The organism is Methanococcoides vulcani (assembly GCF_900111645.1).
Taxonomy (GTDB): Archaea; Halobacteriota; Methanosarcinia; order Methanosarcinales; family Methanosarcinaceae; genus Methanococcoides; species Methanococcoides vulcani.
Genome location: NZ_FOHQ01000001.1, coordinates 567,520 through 591,224, shown reverse-complemented (window position 1 = coordinate 591,224; position 23,705 = coordinate 567,520). Strand labels below are relative to the sequence as shown.

The window sequence follows — 23,705 nt, the reverse complement described above, 5'->3', positions numbered from 1 at the left end:
TACCATCCAGTATAACAAAAAACAGACAATTAAAATATGGAGTCCTTATCATGAAAATACGCGAGCTTATCATCCAGAACTGTGACAACACTGAAAATAAAGGAAATGGACTTATCATCCATACCGGTAATGTTTCCGAGCCTGTAGAAACCCCTGAACTTTTCAGCTATCTGGATTTCCTGTCCGAGGAACCTTCCAGGAGGATCTGGAACAGTGATGATTACAGGATGATACTAACAGAGATAGATGGGAAGATCACCGTCTACGAACATGTGAGGTTGGCAAACTACAGGATACAGTTACTTGATCTCCAGGAAGAATACGGAGAAAAGCAGGAGAGCGACCTGAACGAGCTTGCAGACGTATTCGCTTTCGTCAGCTATGAGCACAGAAATAATACAAGGAAGTCAGGAGTGCCATATATATCCCATCCAATGGACGTAGCATCCATACTGATTAAAGAAGATGCACCATCGGAACTTATTTTTGCAGGATTGCTCCATGATATCGTTGAGGATACGGACGTTGACCTTGTGACCATAAGAAGAAGATATGGACCGGCAGTCGGTGATTATGTGGAAGCTGTTACCGAACCTGCTGAGCTCAGACAGGCTGCAGAGGGCGATAAGGCACAGACCTGGAAAGAACGAAAGCAGTACACCATCAAAAGGATAGGCAGGGCAAGTAGCGAGATCAGACTCCTGGCATGTGCGGACAAGCTTGCCAACATCAGGGACCTTATCAGCGATATAAAGCAGGATGGTGATGATTTCTGGAGCAAGTTCAATGCACCAAAGGATGAGCAGGAATGGTATTATCGCTCAATGCTCGAAGCTTTTACCACCGGTCCACAGAATATCGCAGACACCCGTGCATACCGTGATTACAAGGATTGTGTAGATGAGCTGTTTTGAACAGCATCCATACACAAAATAAGACTTTTTTTGAATTTCAGGCTGCCATTTCAGGCAGCTCTGGTACTTTGATCCATTGCCATCAGCAATTCGTGGACCTTTTGTGAACCGATGAGCAGATGCATTCCGTTCCTGAATTCCACCATGATCCCATCGTTGCCGCTTATGTTGTAAGCCTTACCATTTTTTCCATAGCGTATACCCCAGCCACCATAATCCCGAAGTGCACTGTAATGCACTGCTTTATAGCCGGCAATGTCTGTGTAGCCGATCTTCTTGAAGGACAGGTGGAATGGGAAGAAACGAACATAAAGCCCATCGCTGCGCACCTCGGTCACCAGTTTCATCGAAAAGATGAATAACGGGAACAGGAAACCAAAGATGATCGTCAGAATTATCATTGTGGTATCCGAGGCAGGGTTGTCGCCAAAAGGCTGACCTAGCACCAGTTGCTGGTAAGCTCCATAGAGTGTCACAACCGCAGGAATAAGTACCAATGAACTTACCCAGAATTGCCTGAATTTCTGCACTTCCCTGAATGAAGGACTTTTGTTGAACATATTGATTCTCAAGTAGGACTATATTTCGTGTATAATTTCCATATATCGTCAATTGCATAAATATTTGTTGTATGACTGGTAAAAAGACCAGAATACAGGAGAGCTACAGGAAAGCCCAACTAAAATATTTCAACCCCAATAAAAACAGGAAATTCTTATATCGTAACACACCGACTAAGAGCAAAAACCTTCGAGCTGCCGGATGCAAGAAATTGCACCTATTCTAAAAAACGATACTTAGAAGGAACTCAAATGCCCTCCGACATCACCATCCCGATGTTGCTACTGTCAGTGCTCATCGGATATGCCCTCGGGATATTCTCGGGACTGATCCCGGGAATACACACGAACAACTTTGCCCTGATGCTGGTAGCACTCTCCCCCATGCTCATGGACAGCGGCATCCCGCCAACCTACATAGCCATAGCCATTCTGGCAAACTCACTGTCGCACACCTTCCACGACATTATCCCCGCTGTGTATCTTGGAGCACCAAATGACGACATGGCTCTGGCAGTCCTTCCAGGACACCGGCTGCTGCTCGAGGGCTTCGGGTCGGAGGCCATACGCCTATCAGCGCTGGGAAGCGCAGGTTCAGTGGCATTCTCATTAATAATTGCAGTCCCCCTCGCGTTTGCTTTCAGCAACATCTACCCGATACTCCAGAACTATCTCGGATTGCTCCTCCTGCTGATATCCGTAAGCCTGATACTGAGCGAGAAAGGTGAATATATCATCAACCAAGGTTCCCTTGTAAAGTACAAGTACAAAGCCTACGCGCTCATCCTCTTCGTTCTGACCGGATTCCTCGGCCTGTTCGCGTTCAGGATGGAAACCTCAATGCACCCATTGATCGACTTCGGATCTCCATCAATACTCCTCCCGCTTCTCAGCGGACTTTTTGGTGCATCCCAATTGCTCATCAGCCTGTTCTCAGGCTCCCACATTCCACCCCAGAAATATTCAAAGATCGAGCTGCCTGCAAAAAGGATCATCAGAGGAGTTATCACCGGCAGTGCAGCTGGCTCCATCGTAGCCTGGCTCCCGGGGATATCTTCATCCATTGCAGCAGTACTTGCAAGACTGTTCATCAAAAGCGATTTTGACAGGAAAGGGAGCACCAAGAATAGAGAAGAAGACAAACAGGATTACGGATGCGGATCCGAATGTGAATACGATAATGAAAATGGAAATTATTATCGCTACGAAGATGACGAGTTCTACATTGATGAGACCATGGAAAGCTCCAAAGAGTTCATCGTCTCGGTTTCCGGCGTCAACACAGCCAATGCGATCTTCGGCCTGTTCGCCCTCGCAGTGATAGGAAAAACAAGAAGTGGCGCAATGGTTGCCGTAGACGAACTTCTGGAAGCCGCCAGCCTGACCGCCCAGGACATCATCCTGTTCCTGCTGGTCATTGCCATCACAGCACTACTCTCATATCTCTCAACAATAGCCATCGGAAACAACATCCACAGGATGCTCGCAAAGCTCGATTACTCAATGATCTGCATCACAGTCCTCCTGGGCCTCGCACTGATGAGCCTGCTGTTCACCGGCTTCTTTGGTCTGCTCATCTTTGTGATCGCAATCCCCCTTGGCATGTCTGCCTCATTTATGAAGATCAGGAAGTCGCATGCAATGGGAGTGATACTGTTGCCGGTGATCTTGTATTTTTTGTGATTTAATGAGTAACTATTGAGGTTCAATGGCGGACCTCACAATTGGCAGTGTGACAGATTTGTCTTCAATGAGTGGTTTTTCAGAGTGGATAGTGGATTGAATTTATGACATGAAGTAGGCTGTCACTTTGGGTTATAAAAAGGAAAGTTCAGGAAACGTCACATGACGTCACTGTAATACAAAATTGATGTGATTTAGCAGCTCACACACAACGGACAGCCAAAGTGCTTGTAAATCTTTTCTTCGTATTCGCGAGTAGATATATCAGGCCATTTATCTTCTGAAAAACCCGGTGCATTATCAAGCGTGGAGCTAGCAACATCCAGAATAAAACTGTGTTTTTCCCCTAATTTGAAAAGTCCCCAGGGAATGCCAACGTATCCATCTCTACTTTTAAGCGACACAATGACGTATGGAATACAATTTTGCTCCAAGTCTATCATAAAGTCTACGAAATTCCCAATTTCTTTTCCTTCTGCATCCTTTATAGGATCTCTGGCTATGGTTTCTATAGATAACATCTTAGGTTTTGCCATACTCGAATTACCCCCATTTAACGAATTAAATAGGCATTTATCATGCCCGTAATAATTATTCAGGATTAAACTATTTAGTCATTACCATAATATGCAAAAGATAAGGAGTGAGTGCCGATGGTAACTAAAGAAGACGTGATGGAAGTTCTTAAGAAATGCTACGATCCCGAGATTCCGATCAATATCGTGGACCTTGGGTTAGTGTACGATGTAGATGTTGAAGGCGACCGAGCCCATATCAAAATGACCTTGACAACGCCCGGCTGCCCGATGGCTGCAATGATCGTGGATAATGTCAAGCAGAAGGTTGAATCGATTGACGGTATAAAGAAGGCAGAAGTCGAGTTGGTCTGGGATCCTCCATGGACACCTGATCGGATATCAAAAAAGTAAAAAACGACTGAGAATGAAATAATGGAAAATATGACTTAGTTGCTCCATGATGTGATTTCCGGCTTGTATCATTTTCTTGAAGCAGCTGCTCCGCCGTAGAAGCAGATGTCAGCAGTTGATTCCACGATTTGATATTGTGATCCGGGCTGTGCTCTATTTCAATCACTAATATATTCCTCTTCGATTACTCCATGTGGAAATGTTTATATAGTTGTGTAATGTTTAGTGAATTCAGCGAGTTCTTTAAGGGCTGTACCCCCACCCCCCATAACTAACTTTTTTGCCCTTTTAGAACTCATTTCAACATTCTGTTTCTTCATAATTTTGTGTCCTTATTCCAATCATTGACATCCCAGTTCTGTTTTTTGTAAAACAAATCTGGATTCTTATTAATGACAACTATTGCCTTTGGCATCAACAATTAAAATGAAGCACATAGTGGTCTTCCTTGTTGACGACCAATTCTGAGTACACCGATTTCAATTTCCATCCAGTTGGTTCTTTGAATAATTCAATTTCTCGAGTTTCCAGAAAGTCCTAGATTGATCCAGATTCATTCAATTCAGACTCATGGAAAGCTGAAATGTTTGACTGCTCTATAAAATGAATTCGTACAGTTGAATAATTACCCACAATCACTTCAGTTTCATTAAAATATTCGACTAATGCGTAATTATCGAGAGTTTTGTCATTAATTTTCAATTGATCCATGAATACTTCAAAATCATGATCATTTTGATAATCTTCAGACATCAAATCGTAGCATTCCTGATACTTCCCCATCTTTTGAAAATTGACAAACTGCTCAACGACATCAGATGGTGTTTCTTCTGTAGTACTCACACATCCAGATATAATCACCATAGAGAGTATGAATGAAAATAAAATAATTTTTGACATTTTTTATTATTTTTAATATTGATATTAAAACTTATGCAAAACGTGATAACTATCACTACAGCACAACATATGGACACAATTATGCAAAGAATGGTCAAGGTATTGATATGTGTGAACAAATGATATAATAAATCAAGGAGGAATAATATCATGACAGGGGCAAACATAAACAAACAGAATCTAGTAGACGGTTCCATATGTGCCATCATAATCATGTTCACAGTATGGGCCGAATGGATGATCGTGCGTGTGTAAAGATGTGTCTTTCCAAAACTCACCTCAACCTTCTGTTTCCTAATAACTTTGCATCAATATTCCAATCATTAACATTCCATATCTGATTTTTTAAAATGCTCACATATAAATAAAAAAACAGACATCGAATTTAATGAGTTCTTTAAGAAGATTTCCTCTTAATATACCACGCCTTGGTGTACTATTCTTAAAGAACTCAGTGGTAGTATCCTGTTTTTTCGCAATCAACTAATAGTATGCCCAACATTTTCAAAGTGTTTCTTAAATAACCGTTTATTTTCGAATTAATACGGTTTTAATAGCAGATATAATTAGGAACATTGTAAGTGCAGTAATCGGAATTTCAATATGACCAATAGCTACAGAAATCACCAGCAACAATAATAGAAAGGGAACAAAAACGATTACCCGATTGCGAGTAAAACCAGCATATCTACACCGCCTTCTCAGTTCAGATTGCCATCTTGCATTCATAATGTTAACCCATACATAATCAATTTTTTACTATTTCGTGGTTTCGGCAAGTTTCCAGTGACCTCAAGTTTGCATCCCACAACAACCATAAAAAGCATATACCTCAACCAATGATAAATAATGAAGAATAAACCATAAAGGAGTGAAATCTTTGAATTTTGGAGAGTTAGTCAAAGGAAAGGACATTGAAGCAGAAAGCGCAATGAAGGAGAAACATGTACCTACCATTGAGATCCTCAAAGGACATGGGGGGACAGATGCTGACCTGATTCGGGTAATCGTAGGCAAGGAGACAGCACATCCAAATACCGTTGAGCATCACATTGCATGGGTAGAGCTTTATGGCAAGAAAGATGGCGGCGAAGTCGTTAACCTCGGAAGAGTGAACTTCAGCCCGGGTAATACAAAACCTGACTGCTGGTTCAAGCTTGAGAACATTGGTGAATACAAGGCATTCTGTGCTCTTGGGTACTGCAACATCCACGGCCTGTGGGAAAACTGCATTGAAGCATGATCGGGTTTAATGCCTGATCACTTTTTTTCCTTAAATTTTCAGCTTCATTTAATTCATTCAACTTTAAGCGCATCTACAGGACATTTTTGAACACACTTCATGCAACTGATACAGACAGTGTCCCTGACAACATCCTTTTTTGAAACATCGATCCACATCGGACACACCCTGTCACATATACCACACGAATTACAGATCGAAGGGTCACGCCTGATCATCCTGATCTTAACAAGGTTTGTCAGCGAAGCAGCTGCACCTTCCTTACAGAAGTACCTGCATGCGGCCCGGTCCACGAAGAAGGACAGAAGTATCGAGACTACCATCACCACGATCAGGCCATCTGTTACCACCGATTCCATGATGATATCGTCAATGACCTGGAGCTCATGCAGCACCATGACGGTCAGCAGGAAGAGCAATACTACATAGCGGAAATATAGCAACGGCTTATGGATCCTTTTTGGGACCAGTTTGTTGTATCTTTTACCGAGGACCCTTTTTCCCATAGAACCAATGATGTTCTGGAACATGCCCCTTGGGCACATCCAGCCACAATAGACCGGACCGAATAGCAGGGCAACAGGAACGGACAGGAGAACAACATAGAATGTTGACTGCGAACCAAAATATATGAAGATAGCAAGGCCAACGAGCTGAAGGGACAGCCTGAACCTCTCAACCTTTTCGGTCTTTTGCAACCTTGATATGATATTTCCTGCCGCTTTCAACAGCATTGCCCCCCAATGATCGTTAGGAATGTATCGAACAATATAGTTGAAAACCACCTATTCGATATATAGTTTATTAAAGGTACAGGCAAATGTAGGATTGGGGTAATTGAAATGCATACACTTACGAAGATCGTTACATTAGCTGCAATAATACTGATCATATCAATATCGGGCTGTACAACCACAGATACTGACCCGGAACCGATACCTGATATAATTGAGAACGATAAGCAGAATACATTCACAGTCTCTACCAGCGCCTTTGAGAACAACGGAGAGATCCCCTCACGCTACACCTGCGATGGGGATAACGTTAATCCGGAACTCATTCCCGGCATCCTGTCTGAAGATACCGAAAGCCTTGTGCTGATAGTTGATGATCCCGATGCTCCGAGAGGGACGTTCACCCACTGGATAGTATGGAACATCGAGCCGGGATCTGTAATCAGGGAAAACACAATTCCGGGAGTACAGGGACTTAACGATTTTAAGACCACAGACTACGCCGGACCATGTCCACCTTCCGGAACTCATAGGTACTTTTTCAGAATCTATGCTCTGAACACCATGATTGATATTGAATCAGGATCCACAAGAACAACTCTGGAACAGGCAATGCAAGATCACATAATTGCAGAGGCCGAGCTAATGGGAACTTACTCCAGAGAGTAAAGAGAAGGAGGAAAAAGAATAGAAAGAGAAGAAAGAGCAAGAACAAAACGAAGACGTGTTCATTCCAGCAGTTCAGTATCTTCATGTGAATACGCCGGAGAGCAGCAACACAGGATCTTCAGCTCTTCGCCCTCGGTATTTTCTATCTTGTGTCTGACACCCAGATCGATCAGCACAGTGTCACCGGCACTCACCTCGAAAACCTCATTTCCCAAGGTCATGACACCGCTTCCAGTTGTTATATAATAGATCTCTTCTGATCCATGATGCCGGTGCTCAAGGGTCTTGCATCCCACAGGCACGGTGGCTTCTGCAAAGCTTTGACTGTTGCTGCCACCAACGTTTGGATGCATCAATTCACGGATTGTCGAGCCATCCTTTGTGGTGAATGGTTCGACCTGTGAGTACTCAGTTATCTTCATCCTTACTGAAGCTCTCGATCATTTCGAGCATCTTTTCCTTAATTTCCACAAAGGAAGCAATGCTCTCGCTGCCTGCATCGATCGGGGATTTCCCTTCAAAATCAGCATTCATAAGATCAGGAGAGAATGGGATCTCGCCAAGAACGGGAATACCAAGCTCAGCAAGTTTTGGCTTGACATCAGCAGAGGTCCCCTTGTTGACAACCGCAGCAAGGTTCTTCACACCGATCCCGCCTGCAAGTTCCTTGATCCTTCCGGCGGTCTCAATGGAGCGCATTCCCGGTTCCACTACAATGATCATGAGATCGATACCACGGGTCGTTCCGCGACCAAGGTGCTCGATCCCGGCTTCCATGTCCATGATCAGTGCACTGGTATCCTTTAGCACCACATGGCGAAGCAGTGCTCTCAAAAATGCAGATGCAGGACACATGCAACCGCTTCCTCCACGCTCAACGGTACCCATTACCAGCATCTTAACACCATCAGGACCGACAACGCCGAACTTGTCCACGATATCGTCCACTTTCGGGTTATACTTGAACATGCCACCAACCTCGCCGGCACGCTCGTCGATCATCTCCTTGTACTCCGTGAGCGGACGTGGTGGTTCAGCTATACCCAGTGAAGATGCAAGGTTCATATCCGAATCAGCATCAATGGCAAGTACTTCGTAACCGTCCCTGGCAAGCAGCCTTGCCAGAGTTCCGGACAGGGTGGTCTTGCCAACACCCCCTTTGCCTGTAACTGCGATTTTTACCATTAATAAGACCTCATTGGTTTCTATGATGTTACTGTATATCGTCTTTGTATCTTCTTTTTTTGTCGGCATATTGTATTAATGACATATAAGTAATATAATTATTTAAACAGGTCTGGAATTTCAACATAACTATATATGTCACGTCAAAGATATTGTTGGAAAGATTTCCATGGATGAGCGTTCGAAGAAGATACAGCAGATACTGGTAATTATATTAGTCCTGAATCTGATAGTAGCTTTTGCAAAGATAATCTATGGTACAATTACAGACACCCTCAGCATGAAATCCGATGGTTACCATTCCCTTTTTGACGGAATATCGAACATCGTCGGGATCGTAGCCATCTTTGTTGCAGCAAAACCTCCTGACAGGACACATCCTTATGGACACCAGAAGTTCGAGACCCTTGCATCCATCGTCATTGCAGTACTGATCATCTTCGTCGGGTTCGAGATAATCCATAATTCCATCACAAGGTTCACATCGGACATACAGCCCACCGTAACCGGCCTGAGCTTTATCGTCATGATAAGCACAATGGCTGTTAACCTGATGGTAACCGAATATGAAAGAAGAAAGGGTGAAAAGCTTAACAGCGAGATACTGCTGGCCGATTCCATCCACACCAGAAGTGACATATTCGTTTCACTTTCAGTCCTCGTGGCACTTGTAGCAATAGAAGCAGGATATCCAATAATAGATCCTTTAATATCACTGATAATAGCAGCCGTAATTGTCAGGGCAGGTATCAAAATAATAATGGCAAGTTCCAATACATTATGTGATGCAGCCCAGCTTGAAGAGGAAGTTATCTGTTCACTTGTCTATGAGATAGACGGGGTTCGTGACTGCCACAAGATCAGGACCAGAGGATGTAAAGGCAACATACATATCGACCTTCATATTATGGTAGAACCTGACATGACCATTTCCGAAGCTCATGCGATCTCACATCAGGTTATGGACCATCTTAAAGAAAAACTGGAAGGTGTAGCCGAAGTATTGGTTCACATCGACCCATTGAATAAAAAAAAATAAAATAATATCAAATGGAATTAGATCAACATGCCAGGAAATACCTTTGGACACTCTTTCAGGATCACAACCTGGGGAGAATCACATGGAAAAGCATTGGGAGTCGTGGTAGATGGAGTTCCGGCAGGACTTCCTCTTGAGCCGCAGATGATCCAGAAAGAACTGGACAGGCGACGCCCCGGACAGAGCCAGGTTTCCACCCCGCGCTCCGAAGCAGACAGCGTAGAGATACTTTCAGGTATTTTTGAAGGCAAGACAACCGGCACACCAATTTCCATGATGGTATGGAACAAGGATGCAAGATCAAGTTCTTACGACAACATCAAAGACCTTGCAAGGCCGGGACATGCCGATTACCCATACATGAAAAAGTATGGCATCCGCGACTACCGTGGTGGCGGACGTTCATCGGCTCGTGAGACCATTGGCAGGGTAGCCGCCGGAGCGATCGCAAAAGAGATACTTGCCAGATTCGGTATCGAGATCGTTGCCCACGTAATAGCACTTGGCACAGTAAGTGCAAGACCAATGCCCCTGGATGCTATCAGGGAAAACCTGGAAAAGACACCTGTCAGATGTGCAGACCTTGAAGCCGCAGAGAAGATGCTCAAAGAGGTCGAAGCAGCAAGAGAAGAGCATGACAGCATCGGAGGCGTGGTTGAGATCATTGCAACCGGTGTTCCGGCAGGCATCGGTGAACCGGTCTTTGATAAACTGGATGCTGATATTGCAAAGGCCATGATGAGCATCGGTGCGGTCAAAGCTGTGGAGATAGGTGCAGGTTATGAGGCCTCACGGATGAAAGGCAGCCAGATGAACGATCCTTTTGTCATGGAAGATGCAATGGTAGCAACCCGGACCAACAATGCAGGCGGAATACTCGGTGGCTTATCCACGGGAATGCCCATAATCTGCCGCACTACTGTCAAGCCAACCCCATCCATTTCACAACCGCAGCAAACCGTGGACATGAAAGAGATGAAGGAGACTGAGATCAACATCAAAGGCCGCCACGATCCGACGATCCCACCAAGAATGGTCCCTGTGGCAGAAGCCATGATGGCACTGGTGATCGTTGACCATATGATCAGAAGTGGTCACATCCATCCGGATTCGCTTTTGAAGTGATTAAAAAAATCAATCAATCAACCAACCAAACCTGCGGCTGGTCCAAAGTTCACAAACAAGTAAAAAAGAAGAGATGATGCCACCGAACATTGGTGGCATTACTCATTTTGATATAACTTTGATCTGATCTTAAATGGTCAGTTTTTCCATTCTTGCAACAGCTTCATCGAGGCGGTCAACGGACTGTGTAAGAGCAAATCTCACATAACCTTCTCCGTATTCACCGAAGCCGACACCTGGTGTTGCTACAATTCCTGCTTCCTCGAGCAAGAGCTTGGAGAATCCGATGGAGTCATAGCCATCAGGTATTGGTACCCACATGTAGAAAGTTGCCTTTGGTGCTTTGGCATCAAGACCAATGCTCCTGAGACCTTTAAGAAGCACGTCTCGCCTCTCCTCATACATAGAGTTCATATCTGCAACACACTGCTGTGAGCTTGAGAGAGCTGTGATACCTGCCCTCTGGATAGCATCAAATGCACCGGAATCGATGTTGGACTTAGCCTTTCCGAATCCTGTTATGAGGTCCTTGTTACCCACAGCGAATGCAAGTCTCCAGCCGGTCATATTGTAGGTCTTGGACATGGAATAAAGCTCCATTCCGACATCCATTGCACCATCTACGCTGAGGAAGCTTGGTGCCTTGTAATCATCATAGACCATCTCAGAGTAAGCATTGTCATGAACTACAACAACATCGTTCTCTTTCGCGAATTCCACGACCTCTTCAAAGAACTTGACATCAGCAGTTGCAGATGTTGGGTTGTTAGGGTAGTTCAGGAACATGAGCTTGGCCTTTGCAAGCTTGTCTGCAGGGATAGCTTCAAGGTCAGGAAGGAAGCCGTTCTCCTCAAGAAGAGGCATGATGTAGGGCTCCCCACCGGCGAACTGTGTTCCGATCTTGTAAACAGGATATGCTGGATCCGGGACCAATGCCACATCACCAGGATTGATGAATGCAAGAGGAATGTGTGCAACACCTTCCTTTGAGCCGATAAGTGTAAGGGTCTCTGTTGCAGCATCAAGCTCAAGACCGCGGGATTCCTTGCACCAGTCTGCTACTGCTTCCCTGAACTCCATCATGCCGGTGTAGGAAGGGTACCTGTGGGTGCCAGGGTCCCTTACCGCTTCACACATGGCATCAACAATATGAGATGGGGTTGGCTGGTCCGGGTCACCCACACCGAGGTCGATAACATCGACACCTTTTGCCTTCTGGGCTGCCTTTGCTTCATCGATTGTTGCAAATAAATAAGGAGGTAATGCGTTGATTCTGTCTGCGTACATATGTTCACCTTGGTTTAAATTAAAAAGATCTCTTAGGTATTGTAGCGCTTCTATTGCTACAAACCTATGTGAACTACTCGTCCTTACGGACGGAGCTTCCTGCTTCATTCTTTGAACCATCGTTCACAAGTCCACAGGCTCTTCCCCTCGTTCCGAGGGTGTCAAATGTTTAGTAAATTTTGATTTTGAAGTGCAAACTTCTTGACGTTAATTGCAGCATTGATGTCCCTATCATGTTTTGTACTACAATCCGGACATTCCCATTTTCGATCTGCAAGTGTCATTTCACCGTTATAGTGTCCACAAATATTGCATAATTTCGAAGATGGTTCAAACTGACCGATCTTTAACAATGTTTTCCCATACCACTGTGCTTTGTATTCAAGTTGTCGGAAAAACTCACTCCATGAAACATCACTGATCGATTGTGCAAGACAATGACTTTTCAGCATACCAGATACATCCAGAGATTCCACTGCTATTGCTTGGTTCTCGCTTACCAGTTTAGAAGAGGTATTGTGCAGGAAATCTATCCTCTGGTTTCGTATCCTTTCATGAAGTTTTGCCACTTTTAGCTTTGCTTTGTCACAGTTCTGTGAGCCTTTTTGTTTTTTACTCAACCTTTTTTGCAGGACTTTCAATCTTTTAATGCTATTTTTGAGATGTTTGGGGTTGTCGATCTTTTTGCCGCTGGAGAGTGTAGCAAAATGGGTTACACCCACATCTATTCCCAATGTTGAATTATTATCAAATTTTTGTGTTTCAGGAAGTTCCTTTCCATCATCTACAAGGACACTGATATAGAACTTCCTCGTCTTTGTAATTGATACCGTTGCGGTTTTCAGTTTCCCTTCAAACTTCCTATGCAGTTTTGCCCTGATCGGTTGTTTTATTTTCGGGAGTTTGATCGTATTGTTCTCAAAATCCACGACATAGTGCTGTGGAATCTGGAACGATTGGAAAGGGACCTTCCTTGACTTGAATCTTGGAAATCCTTTCTTTTCCCTGAAAAATCGGGTGAAAGCGGATTCAAGGTTGATTAGTGTATTCAACAACGCTTGTGAATTAACTTCCTTGAGCCATGTGTTCTCTGGCTTCAGCTCATGAACAAGACAGCTCTGCAATTCGAACCTTGACAAATGCTTCTTATCAGTTTCGTATGCTTTGATCTTCTGTTCTAATGCCCAATTATATGTAAACCTACATGCACCGATATGTTTCAGAAGGATCTCTTTTTGAGATCCAGTAGGGTATAATCGATATTTGTAAGCTTTTAGCATTATTATGTCAATGGTTTTAACAATGTATATACATTTCGCATAAAAATTTAGGAGTGGTACGGCTTTCATCCTCCAACTCACACAAGGGGATTTCTCGCCTTAGAATTAAAAATCATGGGTGACCGGAAAACAGGCCCACCTTCATTTATCATCCTTTTCCACAGTGTGCAGCTCATCACCTTTGTCACGTGAAATATCCCCATTCATAAACTCAGCAGACTCTGGAAGTACTAATTCAAAACCTGCTGTCTGATCTATATATATAGTACCATTCCGGATCACATACTCAAGTACATGACCGCCTTTTTCCCTGCCAGTGTCAATGAAATGGAAATGGTAACCCGGCACATTTATGCCTTCAACATAGTAAGGCAGCCAGAAACCTACAATACTGCCCTCAACGTCCTCAAGCTCAAACACAGCCTGCTCATCAGCGATCACATCGACCAGCAGAGGATATGGCTCTTCCTGAACAGGGACACTGCGTACTTTCATATGCTCAAACGTACCGTCAATTCGTATAGCGTACATCAAGTTCTTTGAAGGAAACAATTCCCCTATCAATAAAGCAACTTCAGAGGAGTAGGATGGTTCTTTCAATACAATGGACTCATCCGTCTCAAAATAAGTTACAGCGGCAAAGGGCGTAGTGACGGTATCGTCCACAGAATAGGCATATCCATCGGTTTTCATCTGGTAGACCTCACCATCAATAACGATCATCTCGCCATCTAAAGCATCGAATGTCCCAAGACCAAGATCTCCTTGCTCTTTCAGTTCACCCATGCTCAACTGCCCATCATACAAACCCTCAAGCAAGGCATCAATGGTCGATACCTGATACAGGACATCATTCTGCAACCCGCTTTGCGTAACATCCGGCATATCCGGAGAATCATCAACACAACCGGACAGTGTCAATATTCCAGAAACGATCAATAAACAGATAAATAATTGAAATTCTTTTTTCATTTTCTACCTCATTCATTATAACATAATTAATATGTTTATAAATAATTAATCAAATGGTACTAGTTATTTGGATCTTGAAGCCTGGAAAATAAACGTGAAACATATGAAAGCGCATCTAAAAAATAATGTACGTTCCTAATAAAAGAGGCTTGCAATATCAAAAACAGTCATAAATACCAAATTTGGGGTATGGCAAAATTATTGAATGAAATGTGAACAATTCGTTTTGAAGGCGGAATACATATATAAGTAATATGTTTTAACTATAAAGTGAAAATATGAAATTGGTTTTTTTTGGTATAATGCCAAAAATGTGTAAAAAAGGAAAAGCCGAAACTAAAACCGCTGCAAGATGGATAGCATGAACAGAAATATTAAACTCATATTGAGCCTCTTCACTTTACTGATGGCAGTATTCATATCCGGTTGCATTGACCAGACAGAAGAGAACACCAATCAGGATGAAAGTATCGTTGTTGCGGTAAGCATACTGCCACAACAGGAATTTGTAGAAAAAATAGCTGGCGACAGAGTTAATGTCGTTGTCCTGATACCGCCCGGAGCAAGTCCTGCCACTCATGAACCAACAGCCGGTCAACTGAGGAATGTAGCAGATGCAAAAGCATATTTTACAGTGGGATCAGGATTGCCTTTTGAGAACGTCTGGCTTGAGAAGATAGAAACGGTAAATGAAGACATGCTGATAGTGGATTGCTCAGAAGGAATCACGATAATTGAAATGCATGAAGAAGAGCATGAAGGTGAGGAAGAAGCTGGTCACGACCATGGAGGAGTTGACCCTCATATCTGGACATCCCCGATGAATGCTAAGATCATGGTCGAGAACACATGCCTTGGCCTTATCGAGATCGATCCCGATAACATCGAGCTCTACTTGCAGAACAAAGAGGCTTACCTGAAAGAACTGGACGAAGCTGATGCCAGAATAAGAGCCACTCTTGGTGAAGAAGGCGGCAGTTTCATGACATACCATCCTTCCTGGAACTATTTTGCAACTGAATATGGACTCGATATGATAACTATCGAGGAAGAAGGAAAGGAGCCAAGCCCAAGGGATATGCAAAGGCTTATTGATGAAGCCGAAGAGAAAAATATCAAAGTGATATTTGTGCAGGCACAGTTCAGCACACAGAGCGCTGGGGCGATCGCATCTGAAATTGGTGGGGAAATCGTAACTGTGGACCCGCTTGCAAAAGATTACATAGACAATCTTGACATTATCACCGAAGCATTTTCGCAGGGCATTACAAAGGAATGAGGGGTGGAATGGCAGAAGTGATCAGTCTTAAGGACGTATGGGTAAAATATGACAAACTCGCCGTACTGGAAGCTGTGAACCTGACAGTTAACGAAGGGGACTTCCTGGGAATTATAGGACCTAACGGTGGTGGGAAGAGTACCTTACTAAAGGTCATCCTGGGATTGATAAAACCACAAAAAGGGGAAGTGAAAGTTCTCGGAAAAATTCCGGAGAAGGCACATCAGGTAATAGGATATGTGCCACAGTACGGCCCCTCGAACATTGATTTCCCCATAAGCGTATGGGAAGTCGTGCTTATGGGACGCCTGGGAACAAAAGGATTGTTCCAGCATTACACTGATGAGGATCGGGAAGCAACACATAAAGCACTCGAAATTGTTGACATGCTCGAGTTTCGTGACAGGCAGATAGGAGAACTTTCAGGGGGTCAGCGCCAGAGGGTATTCATTGCGCGTTCTCTCGTAAGCGATCCAAAGGTCCTCCTTTTAGACGAACCGGTAACGGGTATTGATACCAGGATGCAGAAAGAATTCTATGAACTTCTGGAGAAGCTTAAGTCAGAGGTGACCATTATCATGGTATCCCACGACCTGAGCGCAGTATCGGTCCTTGTTGACAAGATCGCATGCCTTAACGGGAAACTACACTACCACGGCTCAAAAGAGCTGATCCCCGAAGATATTGAAGAGTCATACGGATGTCCTGTGGAGCTTATCGCTCACGGAGTCCCGCACAGGGTATTACATAAACATTGAGAGGAACTTCAATGATAGAGCTTTTACAATACGAGTTCATGACAAATGCCCTTGTTGCAGGATTACTGGCAAGTATCGCATGTGGCATAATCGGTGTTTATGTTGTGGTAAAGAAGATCGTATTCATCAGTGGCGGTATCGCACACGCTTCCTTCGGAGGTATTGGTATCAGCTACTTCCTCGGGATCAACCCGATGTTCGGAGTTCTCCCCTTCAGCCTTTTCTCAGCCCTGACAATGGGAACCATCAGTAAAAGATCGGATGTTCCGGAAGACACCATCATTGGAATTCTCTGGTCCCTTGGAATGGCAATCGGGATCATATTCATCGGATGGACACCCGGGTATGCCCCTGACCTTATGACATACCTGTTCGGGAACATATTGACCGTGCCCGGTTCGGATATCTACCTGATGCTGGCACTCGATGCAGTGATCATGGGGACTGTATACGTACTTTACAAAGAGTTCATGGCACTGTGCTATGATGAGGAATTCTCCAAAGTGGCAGGAGTTCCTACAGAAAAGTTATACATTCTACTACTATGCCTTATTGCACTGACAGTCGTAGTGATGATACGCGTGGTCGGACTGATACTTGTAATAGCCCTTCTTACAATTCCTGCAGCATTGAGCCGTCAGTACACCAGCAACATGAAGATCATGATGTATCTCTCCATACTTTTCGGTGCTATATTCACCACAACCGGATTGATACTATCATACTATTTTGATATCGCATCCGGAGCCACCATAATTATTGTAATGGCTACTGCATACCTTTTAAACATAGTATTACAGAAGTGGAAAAGCGTTTCAGGAAATCGAGTTGATAGCTGAAATCAATATCAATAGATATAATGACCAGCAATATCGGACATGGAAATAGATGAGCTTGTGAATATTGCCGATACCTTCGCAACAGATGTGTCAAGCTTTATGGAATTGAGATCGAAAAGCTTGAAGCACATAATCCCACAGGCATTTACACCATCATTAAGATGGTTACTTACAATTTCAGCATGCTCCTAACAAATTATTAGTTTCGGAGTAACTCTTTTTGCATAATATGCATCGAATTTGACAAATTCATGTGATTTGAAATATAAACAGATGTGACAGAATTAAGTGCAATAATGCGAGAATTTGGCATAAAAATGTAAAAATATAAAAATTGTTCAGAAACGTTAATATCGCATTATCCGCTTTTAAGAATGGAGTCACATGAATTGGATGCAGATCCCATTAAGATCTAAACTTGTTCTTGCTGCTGTTACAGGAGTTCTTCTTGTAATGGTACTGACAACTACTATCACGATAACAACTCAGATCTCAGTGCAGGAAGAGCTTGCCCACCAGCAAGCTTTTGAGATCACAAAGAGCAACGCGAACAAGTTCGATGGAGATATGCGTTCCGACCTTGCGATCGCCCGCTCTATCAGCTCCACATTGAGTGAATATGATTCATCTGACAGGGATGAGATAAACAGGGTCCTATCTGCGATCCTGGAAGACAATCCACATCTTTTGGGAACGTATGTATCCTATGAGCCAAATGCTTTTGATGGCAAGGATAATGAATTTGCAAACATTGAAGGTTACGACAGCACCGGCAGGTTCGCACCATACTGGCACAGGATCAGTGAGAATATTGAAAGAGATCACTTGCAGGATTGCGAAAGTTATGATTACTACCTTTATCCAAAGGTCTTCAAAGAGGATATAATCACCGACCCATACTTCTACGATGGTATATTCATGGTCAGCTATGCTTCACCGATCATAAGAGACGGAGAATTCATCGGTGTCGGAGGAGTTGATGTCTCGTTGGACTATATGGATGAGATTGTAAGCCAGATCACAGCATTCGATACAGGATATGCCATCATGACCGGCAGTTCCGGACTGATACTCTCCCAACCTTATAACAAGGACTGGATAGGAAATAAGACGATCTATGATTATGGGAATGATGAATTCTCCAAAGCTGCAGAGGATATCAAACATAAGAAAAGTGGTTATGTCAATACGATAGACCCGGACACAGGGAAAGAGGTCGTCGTGTTCTACGAGCCCATAGAGTCAAAGAACTATGGATTCTTCCTCGTAATACCAAAAGAGGAAATGCTTGAAGGTACTTTTGCATTAAGGGATAAGCTGATCGCGATCGGAATCCTTTCTATTTTCTTTACCAGTATTGCAGCATACCTTGCTTCACGAACTGTAACCGGGTCTATAGACGATATTGTAAACGATTTCAAGGAAATGGCGGATTCTGTAGCTGATGGAGAATTGAACATCAGGGCTAACACATATATCGATGAGGATTTTAAAAAGATACCGGAAGGTCTCAACCACATCCTTGACGGAGTAGTAGTCCCGATACATGAAACTACAAGAGTCGCAGTTGAACTTTCAAAAGGTCATTTAGATACCCGATTCGAAGGTAACACCGAAGGGGAATTCAAGCAACTTGCCCAATCGATCAATTATTTTGCCAAGCTTTTGGATGTCATTATCAATGAGTCAAATGAAGTCCTTTCAGCAATGGAAAAAGAGGATTTCTCCCGGAGAGTACATTTCCATGGCCATGGTGACCTGAAATTACTTACAGAAGGTATCGAACAGACACGCCTGTCACTACAGCAGGCAAGTATCGATCGCCAGAAAGCAGAACAGGAACTTAAAGAATATGCCAGGAAGCTGGAGCAATCCAATGAACTTAAAGACATGTTCACCGATATTATGCGCCACGACCTGTTAAATCCTGCAAGCGTTATAAAAGGCTTTACTGAACTGCTTCTTATGACCGAGAAGGATGACCAGACAAAGCTGTTCCTTGAAAGGATCCTGAAGAACAACAATAATCTCATCGAAATGATCCACTCTGCAGCAGAATTTGGCAAACTGGAAAGCTCCGACGAACTCGAACTCAAGATACAGGACATTACCATTATCATCGAGCATTCAATCGAGATACTTACCACACAGGCCAGCAGCAAGGAGATAATGATAACTTTCAACGACGAAGAGCCACATTATGTGCTGGCCAACCCGATCATTGAAACTGTGTTCACTAACCTGATCTCAAATGCGATCAAGTACAGTCCTGAAAAAAGCGAAGTGGTCATCGAGATAAAGGAAGGCAGTGATTTCGCAGAAATTACGATCACTGACTTTGGTGAGGGGATCAAGGATGAACATAAAACAACTGTCTTTGACCGCTTTAAGAGGGTGAACAAAACAGGAGTGAAGGGATCCGGACTTGGGCTTGCCATCGTCAAGAGGACCATTGAGCTCCATGATGGAGATGTTGGTGTGAGGGACAATCCTTCCGGAAAAGGTTCTGTCTTCTTTGTGAAGTTAAAGAGATACACCGATGAGCTCGAAGAGCAAACTGCCAAAACTTATTAATTCGAGCAAGATCAATTTAATAATGGGATTAGTTGTAGCTATTTAAGCGGACCTCCACATGAAATGATCGTTCCCTACGAAGATCGATGTCCAGTGCCCACTAGCATTAGCTTCAACAAGTAACCGACTATGTGCGGGGAGATGTTATGAAAGGTTTGCCAGACAAATTGCTCAACAACCTGTGTAAAGGGATATGGGCTGTTGATATCAACAATAAATTCATCTATTTCAATGAAGGAATGGAAGAAATAATTGGCCTTTCCCGAAATAAGATCATTGGAAAAGATCTTAAGTACTTCATGGAGCTGGCACACCTCAGTGTAGGGGATGAAGGACATTTCAGGGAACTGGCACTTCGTGTAAAAGATACGCTGAAACCTTCCAGTTACCACTCATTACAATTTCTGACACCCGAAGGGAAGCTTAGTATCCAGAGCGGGCATATTTACCCGATGATAAACGGAGATGACAAGTACTCCGGAATAATATGTACTGTGGAAAGCTTTTCAGAGCAGAAGATACGCGAAAAGACCTTCAAGGATATGTTAAGTTCAAAGAAAAAACTTGAAGATATCTACAAGAATAGTCCCGTGGTCGCATTCCTCTGGACAGCAGAAAAGGACTGGCCGGTAGAGTTCGTTTCAGATAACATATCCCAGTTCGGATACACAACTGAGGATTTTACATCCGGAAAACTGATATATGGAGATATAATCCATCCGGATGATCTTGATTTTGTGCGCAATGACGTAACACAGCTTGAAGTTGAAGGAAGGCAGTTCTTTTCTAAGGAATATCGTATACTGACCAAATCCGGCGAGATAAGATGGGTAGCTGAAAGATCATTACTTGGATTTGATGAGGATAATAAGCCATCCTATTATCAGGGTATAATGATAGACATTACCGAACGTAAACTCGCCGAGGAAGCACTTCTTCAAAGTGAGAAAAAGTACAGGTTCATTTTTGAGAACTCACCGCTTGGAATATTCAATTTCGATGAAGATGCAACCATAACCCACTGTAATGATAATATTGCAAAGATCATGGGTGTGCCAAAGGACAAGATCGTTGGCATGAACATGCTAAGCGACATCGATGACAGGGAGATGAAAGAAGCTGTCAAGGCGATCTTCTCGAGAAAGTCCGGGCATTACGAGGGAAAATACAGCCACCCGTTAAGCGATAAGATCACACCCCTAAAAGCTGATTACAGCCCGAACATCTCGGATGATGGAAAACTTCTGGGTGGTATCGGGATCGTTGAGGATATCACAGCCCGCATAGAAGCAGAAGAAGCACTGAAGAAGTATGCAGAGGAACTTGCAGCTGCCAATGAGGAACTCAAGACCCTCGACAGGATGAAGGACCAGTTCCTGTCCAACGTAAGCCATGAGCTGAAAACGCCCCTTACATCGATCAAAGGTTATACCGAACTTATCTCTGAAGAATCCCTGGGACCACTGACCGATAAGCAGAAAGAGGTGGAAACCACCGTACTTCGAAATGCTGAAAGACTGAAGAGACTTGTGGAGTCCCTGTTATTCATAAGCAGGGTGCAGTCCGGCAATGTGAAATACCTGTTCGAGCCAACCTCCATTGCAGAGATCATCGACATGACACTCCTTGACCTTAAGATACAGATAGAACAGAAAATGCTCAATGTGGAGAGGAAGATCCCGGATAATCTACCGTTGATAAACGGCGATAAGGACAAGCTCACAGATATGTTCACTAACATCGTGGACAATTCCATCAAATTTACGCCAGAAGGCGGAACGCTTACCTTCACTGTTGAAGAGGAGGATGAATACCTCCATCTCATCCTGAAGGATACAGGCATAGGTATCCCGCCAGACCTTATTCCAATGCTCTTCCAGCGATTCTACCAGATAGATGCTACCAGAACACGCAAATATGGCGGTACCGGTCTGGGCTTATATATCTGTAAGGAGATCGTCACAGCTCACAAAGGCAAGATCCGGGCAGAAAGCGAAGGAGAGAACAAGGGAACAGAGATCCACATCCAGCTTCCTAAATAACCACCATCCCCGCCTCCTGATTCTGCTTTTCCTTTTTTCAGTTATTCTCCATTTTTCTGTATTTTCATCAATGAACGTCGGGATGTATAAGGGAAACCGATTCGTTTTTAAGTCTTTGTGGCATACCACGCTACATAACCTGACAAATTTATAGATATTAGATCATCCCGAGGTATTTAATGAGCGATATTTTAAGAAGAGGGCGACTGGCGTCCGTCCCTGATGAAGAGATCATAGAGTACACCTCATCAATGAGCGCTGACAAGTGGATATTCAATTCGGATATCCTCGTAGACCTTGCACACACGGTCATGCTCAAAGAGAGAAATGTGATAAGGGCAGAGGACTGCCAGAAGATACTGGAAGGTCTCCTGACGATCAGAGAGGAAGGCATCGAGAAGCTCGACCACACTTATGAGGATATTCACATCTCACTTGAATCAAGGCTTATTGACATAGTAGGCGAGGATGTCGGCGGACGTATGCATTCCGGAAGGTCACGCAACGACGAGGTCGCTACCTGCATCAGGCTTACGCTCAGGGATGAACTGTTATTGGTCATGGAAGACCTGATCGGACTTCGCAACACGCTGATAGATGTAGCTTCGGAAAATGTTGACACGCTTATGCCGGGATTCACACACCTGCAGCACGCACAACCAACAACGCTGGCACACCACCTGACAGCGCATGCAAATGCCATCGGTCGTGACTTCGAGCGTACAAGGGACTGCTACTCACGTGTGAACATGAGCCCGCTTGGTGCTGCTGCTTTTGCATCCACAGGTTTTGATCTTGACAGGGAAAGGACAAGAACACTCCTCGGTTTTGACGGAATTGTTGAGAACTCCATGGATGCCGTAAGCTCACGGGATTTCCTGATAGAGACAGCATCGGTTTTCGCAAATCTTATGATAAACCTGAGCAAGATGGCCGAGGAGCTCGTTATCTGGTCTACATCCGAATTCGCGTTCATTGAACTGGATGACAGGTATGCTTCCACTTCATCCATCATGCCGCAGAAAAAGAACCCCGACACTGCCGAACTGCTGAGAGGAAAGAGCGGTGTTGCCATCGGTTCACTGATGTCGCTGATATCCATCTGCAAGGCATTGCCGTTAAGCTATAACCGTGACCTTCAGGAAGCAACACCAAACATCTGGCGCTCCCTCAGGACAACAAGGGCATCTGTCAGGATCATGAGCGGAATGATAGCAACGATGAAGATCAACAAGGAGAACATGGCAGGTCTGGCAACAGCAGGCTTTACAACTGCAACCGAACTTGCAGACACCATGGTTCGTGTCTGTGACATCCCGTTCAGGACAGCACATCAGATAGTTGGAGTGCTTGCACGTGGAAATGGCGAGCCTACCCTTGGCGAGATCGATGCGGTCGCCCACAATGTTATCGGGGAGAGCTTAAGCGGAAGAGGACTTACCGAGGAGATGGTCAACGAGGCACTAGATCCGATACTGAATGTCAGGAAGCGAACTGTGACCGGTGGACCATCCCCGGACACCATGCAGCAGTTGATCAGCAATTGCAGGGCAAGATCAACAGAGGATGAGAACAGCCTCAGGGAACTGAAGGCTAACGTTGACAGCGCTATGGAAGCACTGTTCGGCGTCGTAGATGACTGCATGAGTACCTGAGAAATGGCTGAAAATAACGAAAGATCATATTGATGAGG

22 protein-coding genes are annotated in these 23,705 nt (G+C 44.0%); 13 read left to right on the top strand and 9 right to left on the bottom strand.

The genetic code is table 11. The features are described from left to right. Window positions 1-50 precede the first annotated feature (50 nt). The gene (locus tag BMX02_RS03030; protein ID WP_091688927.1) at window positions 51-914 is read left to right on the top strand and encodes an HD domain-containing protein; all 864 of its coding nucleotides are present in this window, start codon (window positions 51-53) and stop codon (window positions 912-914) included. 50 nt (window positions 915-964) lie between these two features. On the opposite strand, the gene BMX02_RS03025 is transcribed toward BMX02_RS03030, so the two are convergent. Further along, a complete protein-coding gene (locus BMX02_RS03025; RefSeq protein WP_091688925.1) occupies window positions 965-1,474 on the bottom strand; it encodes a DUF6141 family protein in 510 nt (169 codons plus the stop codon). A gap of 252 nt (window positions 1,475-1,726) precedes the next feature. Between BMX02_RS03025 and BMX02_RS03020 the strand changes: the two genes are divergently transcribed. Continuing rightward, window positions 1,727-3,157, top strand: coding sequence for a tripartite tricarboxylate transporter permease (locus tag BMX02_RS03020; protein ID WP_167879284.1), 1,431 nt, complete (start codon window positions 1,727-1,729; stop codon window positions 3,155-3,157). Between the two features lie 194 nt (window positions 3,158-3,351). Here BMX02_RS03020 and BMX02_RS03015 read toward each other — a convergent pair whose 3' ends face one another. Then, window positions 3,352-3,693 carry a PRC-barrel domain-containing protein gene (locus tag BMX02_RS03015; RefSeq protein WP_091688923.1) on the bottom strand — a complete coding sequence of 114 codons (342 nt, stop codon included), beginning with the start codon at window positions 3,691-3,693 and terminating at the stop codon, window positions 3,352-3,354. Between the two features lie 117 nt (window positions 3,694-3,810). Here BMX02_RS03015 and BMX02_RS03010 point away from each other — a divergent pair, with 117 nt between their 5' ends. Continuing rightward, window positions 3,811-4,086, top strand: a complete 276-nt coding sequence (locus BMX02_RS03010; RefSeq protein WP_091688921.1) for a metal-sulfur cluster assembly factor — start codon at window positions 3,811-3,813, stop codon at window positions 4,084-4,086. A 537-nt stretch (window positions 4,087-4,623) separates the two neighbouring features. On the opposite strand, the gene BMX02_RS03005 is transcribed toward BMX02_RS03010, so the two are convergent. Then, window positions 4,624-4,986, bottom strand: coding sequence for a hypothetical protein (locus BMX02_RS03005; protein ID WP_135643993.1), 363 nt, complete (start codon window positions 4,984-4,986; stop codon window positions 4,624-4,626). A gap of 880 nt (window positions 4,987-5,866) precedes the next feature. Between BMX02_RS03005 and BMX02_RS03000 the strand changes: the two genes are divergently transcribed. Further along, window positions 5,867-6,229, top strand: a complete 363-nt coding sequence (locus tag BMX02_RS03000; RefSeq protein ID WP_091688917.1) for a class II SORL domain-containing protein — start codon at window positions 5,867-5,869, stop codon at window positions 6,227-6,229. 53 nt (window positions 6,230-6,282) lie between these two features. Here the strand turns inward: BMX02_RS03000 and BMX02_RS02995 are convergent, their stop codons facing one another. Continuing rightward, window positions 6,283-6,963, bottom strand: coding sequence for a 4Fe-4S binding protein (locus BMX02_RS02995; protein WP_091688915.1), 681 nt, complete (start codon window positions 6,961-6,963; stop codon window positions 6,283-6,285). Window positions 6,964-7,071: 108 nt separating this feature from the next. Here BMX02_RS02995 and BMX02_RS02990 point away from each other — a divergent pair, with 108 nt between their 5' ends. Then, window positions 7,072-7,632, top strand: a complete 561-nt coding sequence (locus BMX02_RS02990; protein WP_091688913.1) for a YbhB/YbcL family Raf kinase inhibitor-like protein — start codon at window positions 7,072-7,074, stop codon at window positions 7,630-7,632. 59 nt (window positions 7,633-7,691) lie between these two features. Here the strand turns inward: BMX02_RS02990 and BMX02_RS02985 are convergent, their stop codons facing one another. Both BMX02_RS02985 and BMX02_RS02980 read right to left on the bottom strand, forming a co-directional pair. Beyond that, on the bottom strand, window positions 7,692-8,054 hold the full coding sequence (locus BMX02_RS02985) for a cupin domain-containing protein (protein ID WP_091688911.1): 363 nt from the start codon (window positions 8,052-8,054) through the stop codon (window positions 7,692-7,694). Continuing rightward, window positions 8,041-8,817, bottom strand: coding sequence for an ATP-binding protein (locus tag BMX02_RS02980; RefSeq protein ID WP_091688909.1), 777 nt, complete (start codon window positions 8,815-8,817; stop codon window positions 8,041-8,043). The genes BMX02_RS02985 and BMX02_RS02980 overlap by 14 nt, the downstream gene beginning before the upstream one ends. Window positions 8,818-8,986: 169 nt before the next feature. Here BMX02_RS02980 and BMX02_RS02975 point away from each other — a divergent pair, with 169 nt between their 5' ends. Both BMX02_RS02975 and aroC read left to right on the top strand, forming a co-directional pair. Continuing rightward, window positions 8,987-9,856 (top strand): cation diffusion facilitator family transporter, encoded by an 870-nt coding sequence (locus BMX02_RS02975; protein WP_091688907.1) that lies wholly within the window; start codon window positions 8,987-8,989, stop codon window positions 9,854-9,856. Window positions 9,857-9,883: 27 nt separating this feature from the next. Then, complete coding sequence (gene aroC / locus BMX02_RS02970; protein WP_091688905.1) at window positions 9,884-10,981, top strand: chorismate synthase; 1,098 nt, start codon at window positions 9,884-9,886, stop codon at window positions 10,979-10,981. A gap of 129 nt (window positions 10,982-11,110) precedes the next feature. On the opposite strand, the gene BMX02_RS02965 is transcribed toward aroC, so the two are convergent. The 3 genes from BMX02_RS02965 to budA form a co-directional block, all read right to left on the bottom strand. Continuing rightward, on the bottom strand, window positions 11,111-12,268 hold the full coding sequence (locus BMX02_RS02965) for an LL-diaminopimelate aminotransferase (protein WP_091688903.1): 1,158 nt from the start codon (window positions 12,266-12,268) through the stop codon (window positions 11,111-11,113). A gap of 161 nt (window positions 12,269-12,429) precedes the next feature. Then, the gene (tnpB, locus tag BMX02_RS02960) at window positions 12,430-13,548 is read right to left on the bottom strand and encodes an IS200/IS605 family element RNA-guided endonuclease TnpB (protein WP_091689120.1); all 1,119 of its coding nucleotides are present in this window, start codon (window positions 13,546-13,548) and stop codon (window positions 12,430-12,432) included. A gap of 141 nt (window positions 13,549-13,689) precedes the next feature. Then, window positions 13,690-14,520, bottom strand: a complete 831-nt coding sequence (gene budA, locus BMX02_RS02955; RefSeq protein WP_091688901.1) for an acetolactate decarboxylase — start codon at window positions 14,518-14,520, stop codon at window positions 13,690-13,692. Between the two features lie 406 nt (window positions 14,521-14,926). Between budA and BMX02_RS02950 the strand changes: the two genes are divergently transcribed. The 6 genes from BMX02_RS02950 (at window position 14,927) to argH (ending at window position 23,667) form a co-directional block, all read left to right on the top strand. After that, window positions 14,927-15,799 (top strand): metal ABC transporter solute-binding protein, Zn/Mn family, encoded by an 873-nt coding sequence (locus BMX02_RS02950; protein ID WP_244625049.1) that lies wholly within the window; start codon window positions 14,927-14,929, stop codon window positions 15,797-15,799. A gap of 8 nt (window positions 15,800-15,807) precedes the next feature. Continuing rightward, window positions 15,808-16,557: a metal ABC transporter ATP-binding protein gene (locus tag BMX02_RS02945; RefSeq protein ID WP_091688897.1), complete on the top strand. Its 750-nt coding sequence runs from the start codon at window positions 15,808-15,810 to the stop codon at window positions 16,555-16,557. Window positions 16,558-16,568: 11 nt separating this feature from the next. Then, complete coding sequence (locus BMX02_RS02940; RefSeq protein ID WP_091688895.1) at window positions 16,569-17,396, top strand: metal ABC transporter permease; 828 nt, start codon at window positions 16,569-16,571, stop codon at window positions 17,394-17,396. 393 nt (window positions 17,397-17,789) lie between these two features. After that, a complete protein-coding gene (locus tag BMX02_RS02935) occupies window positions 17,790-19,970 on the top strand; it encodes an ATP-binding protein (protein WP_167879282.1) in 2,181 nt (726 codons plus the stop codon). A gap of 146 nt (window positions 19,971-20,116) precedes the next feature. Further along, complete coding sequence (locus BMX02_RS02930) at window positions 20,117-22,012, top strand: PAS domain S-box protein (protein ID WP_091688891.1); 1,896 nt, start codon at window positions 20,117-20,119, stop codon at window positions 22,010-22,012. Between the two features lie 179 nt (window positions 22,013-22,191). After that, window positions 22,192-23,667, top strand: coding sequence for an argininosuccinate lyase (argH, locus tag BMX02_RS02925; protein WP_091688889.1), 1,476 nt, complete (start codon window positions 22,192-22,194; stop codon window positions 23,665-23,667). The last annotated feature ends 38 nt before the right edge of the window (window positions 23,668-23,705 follow it).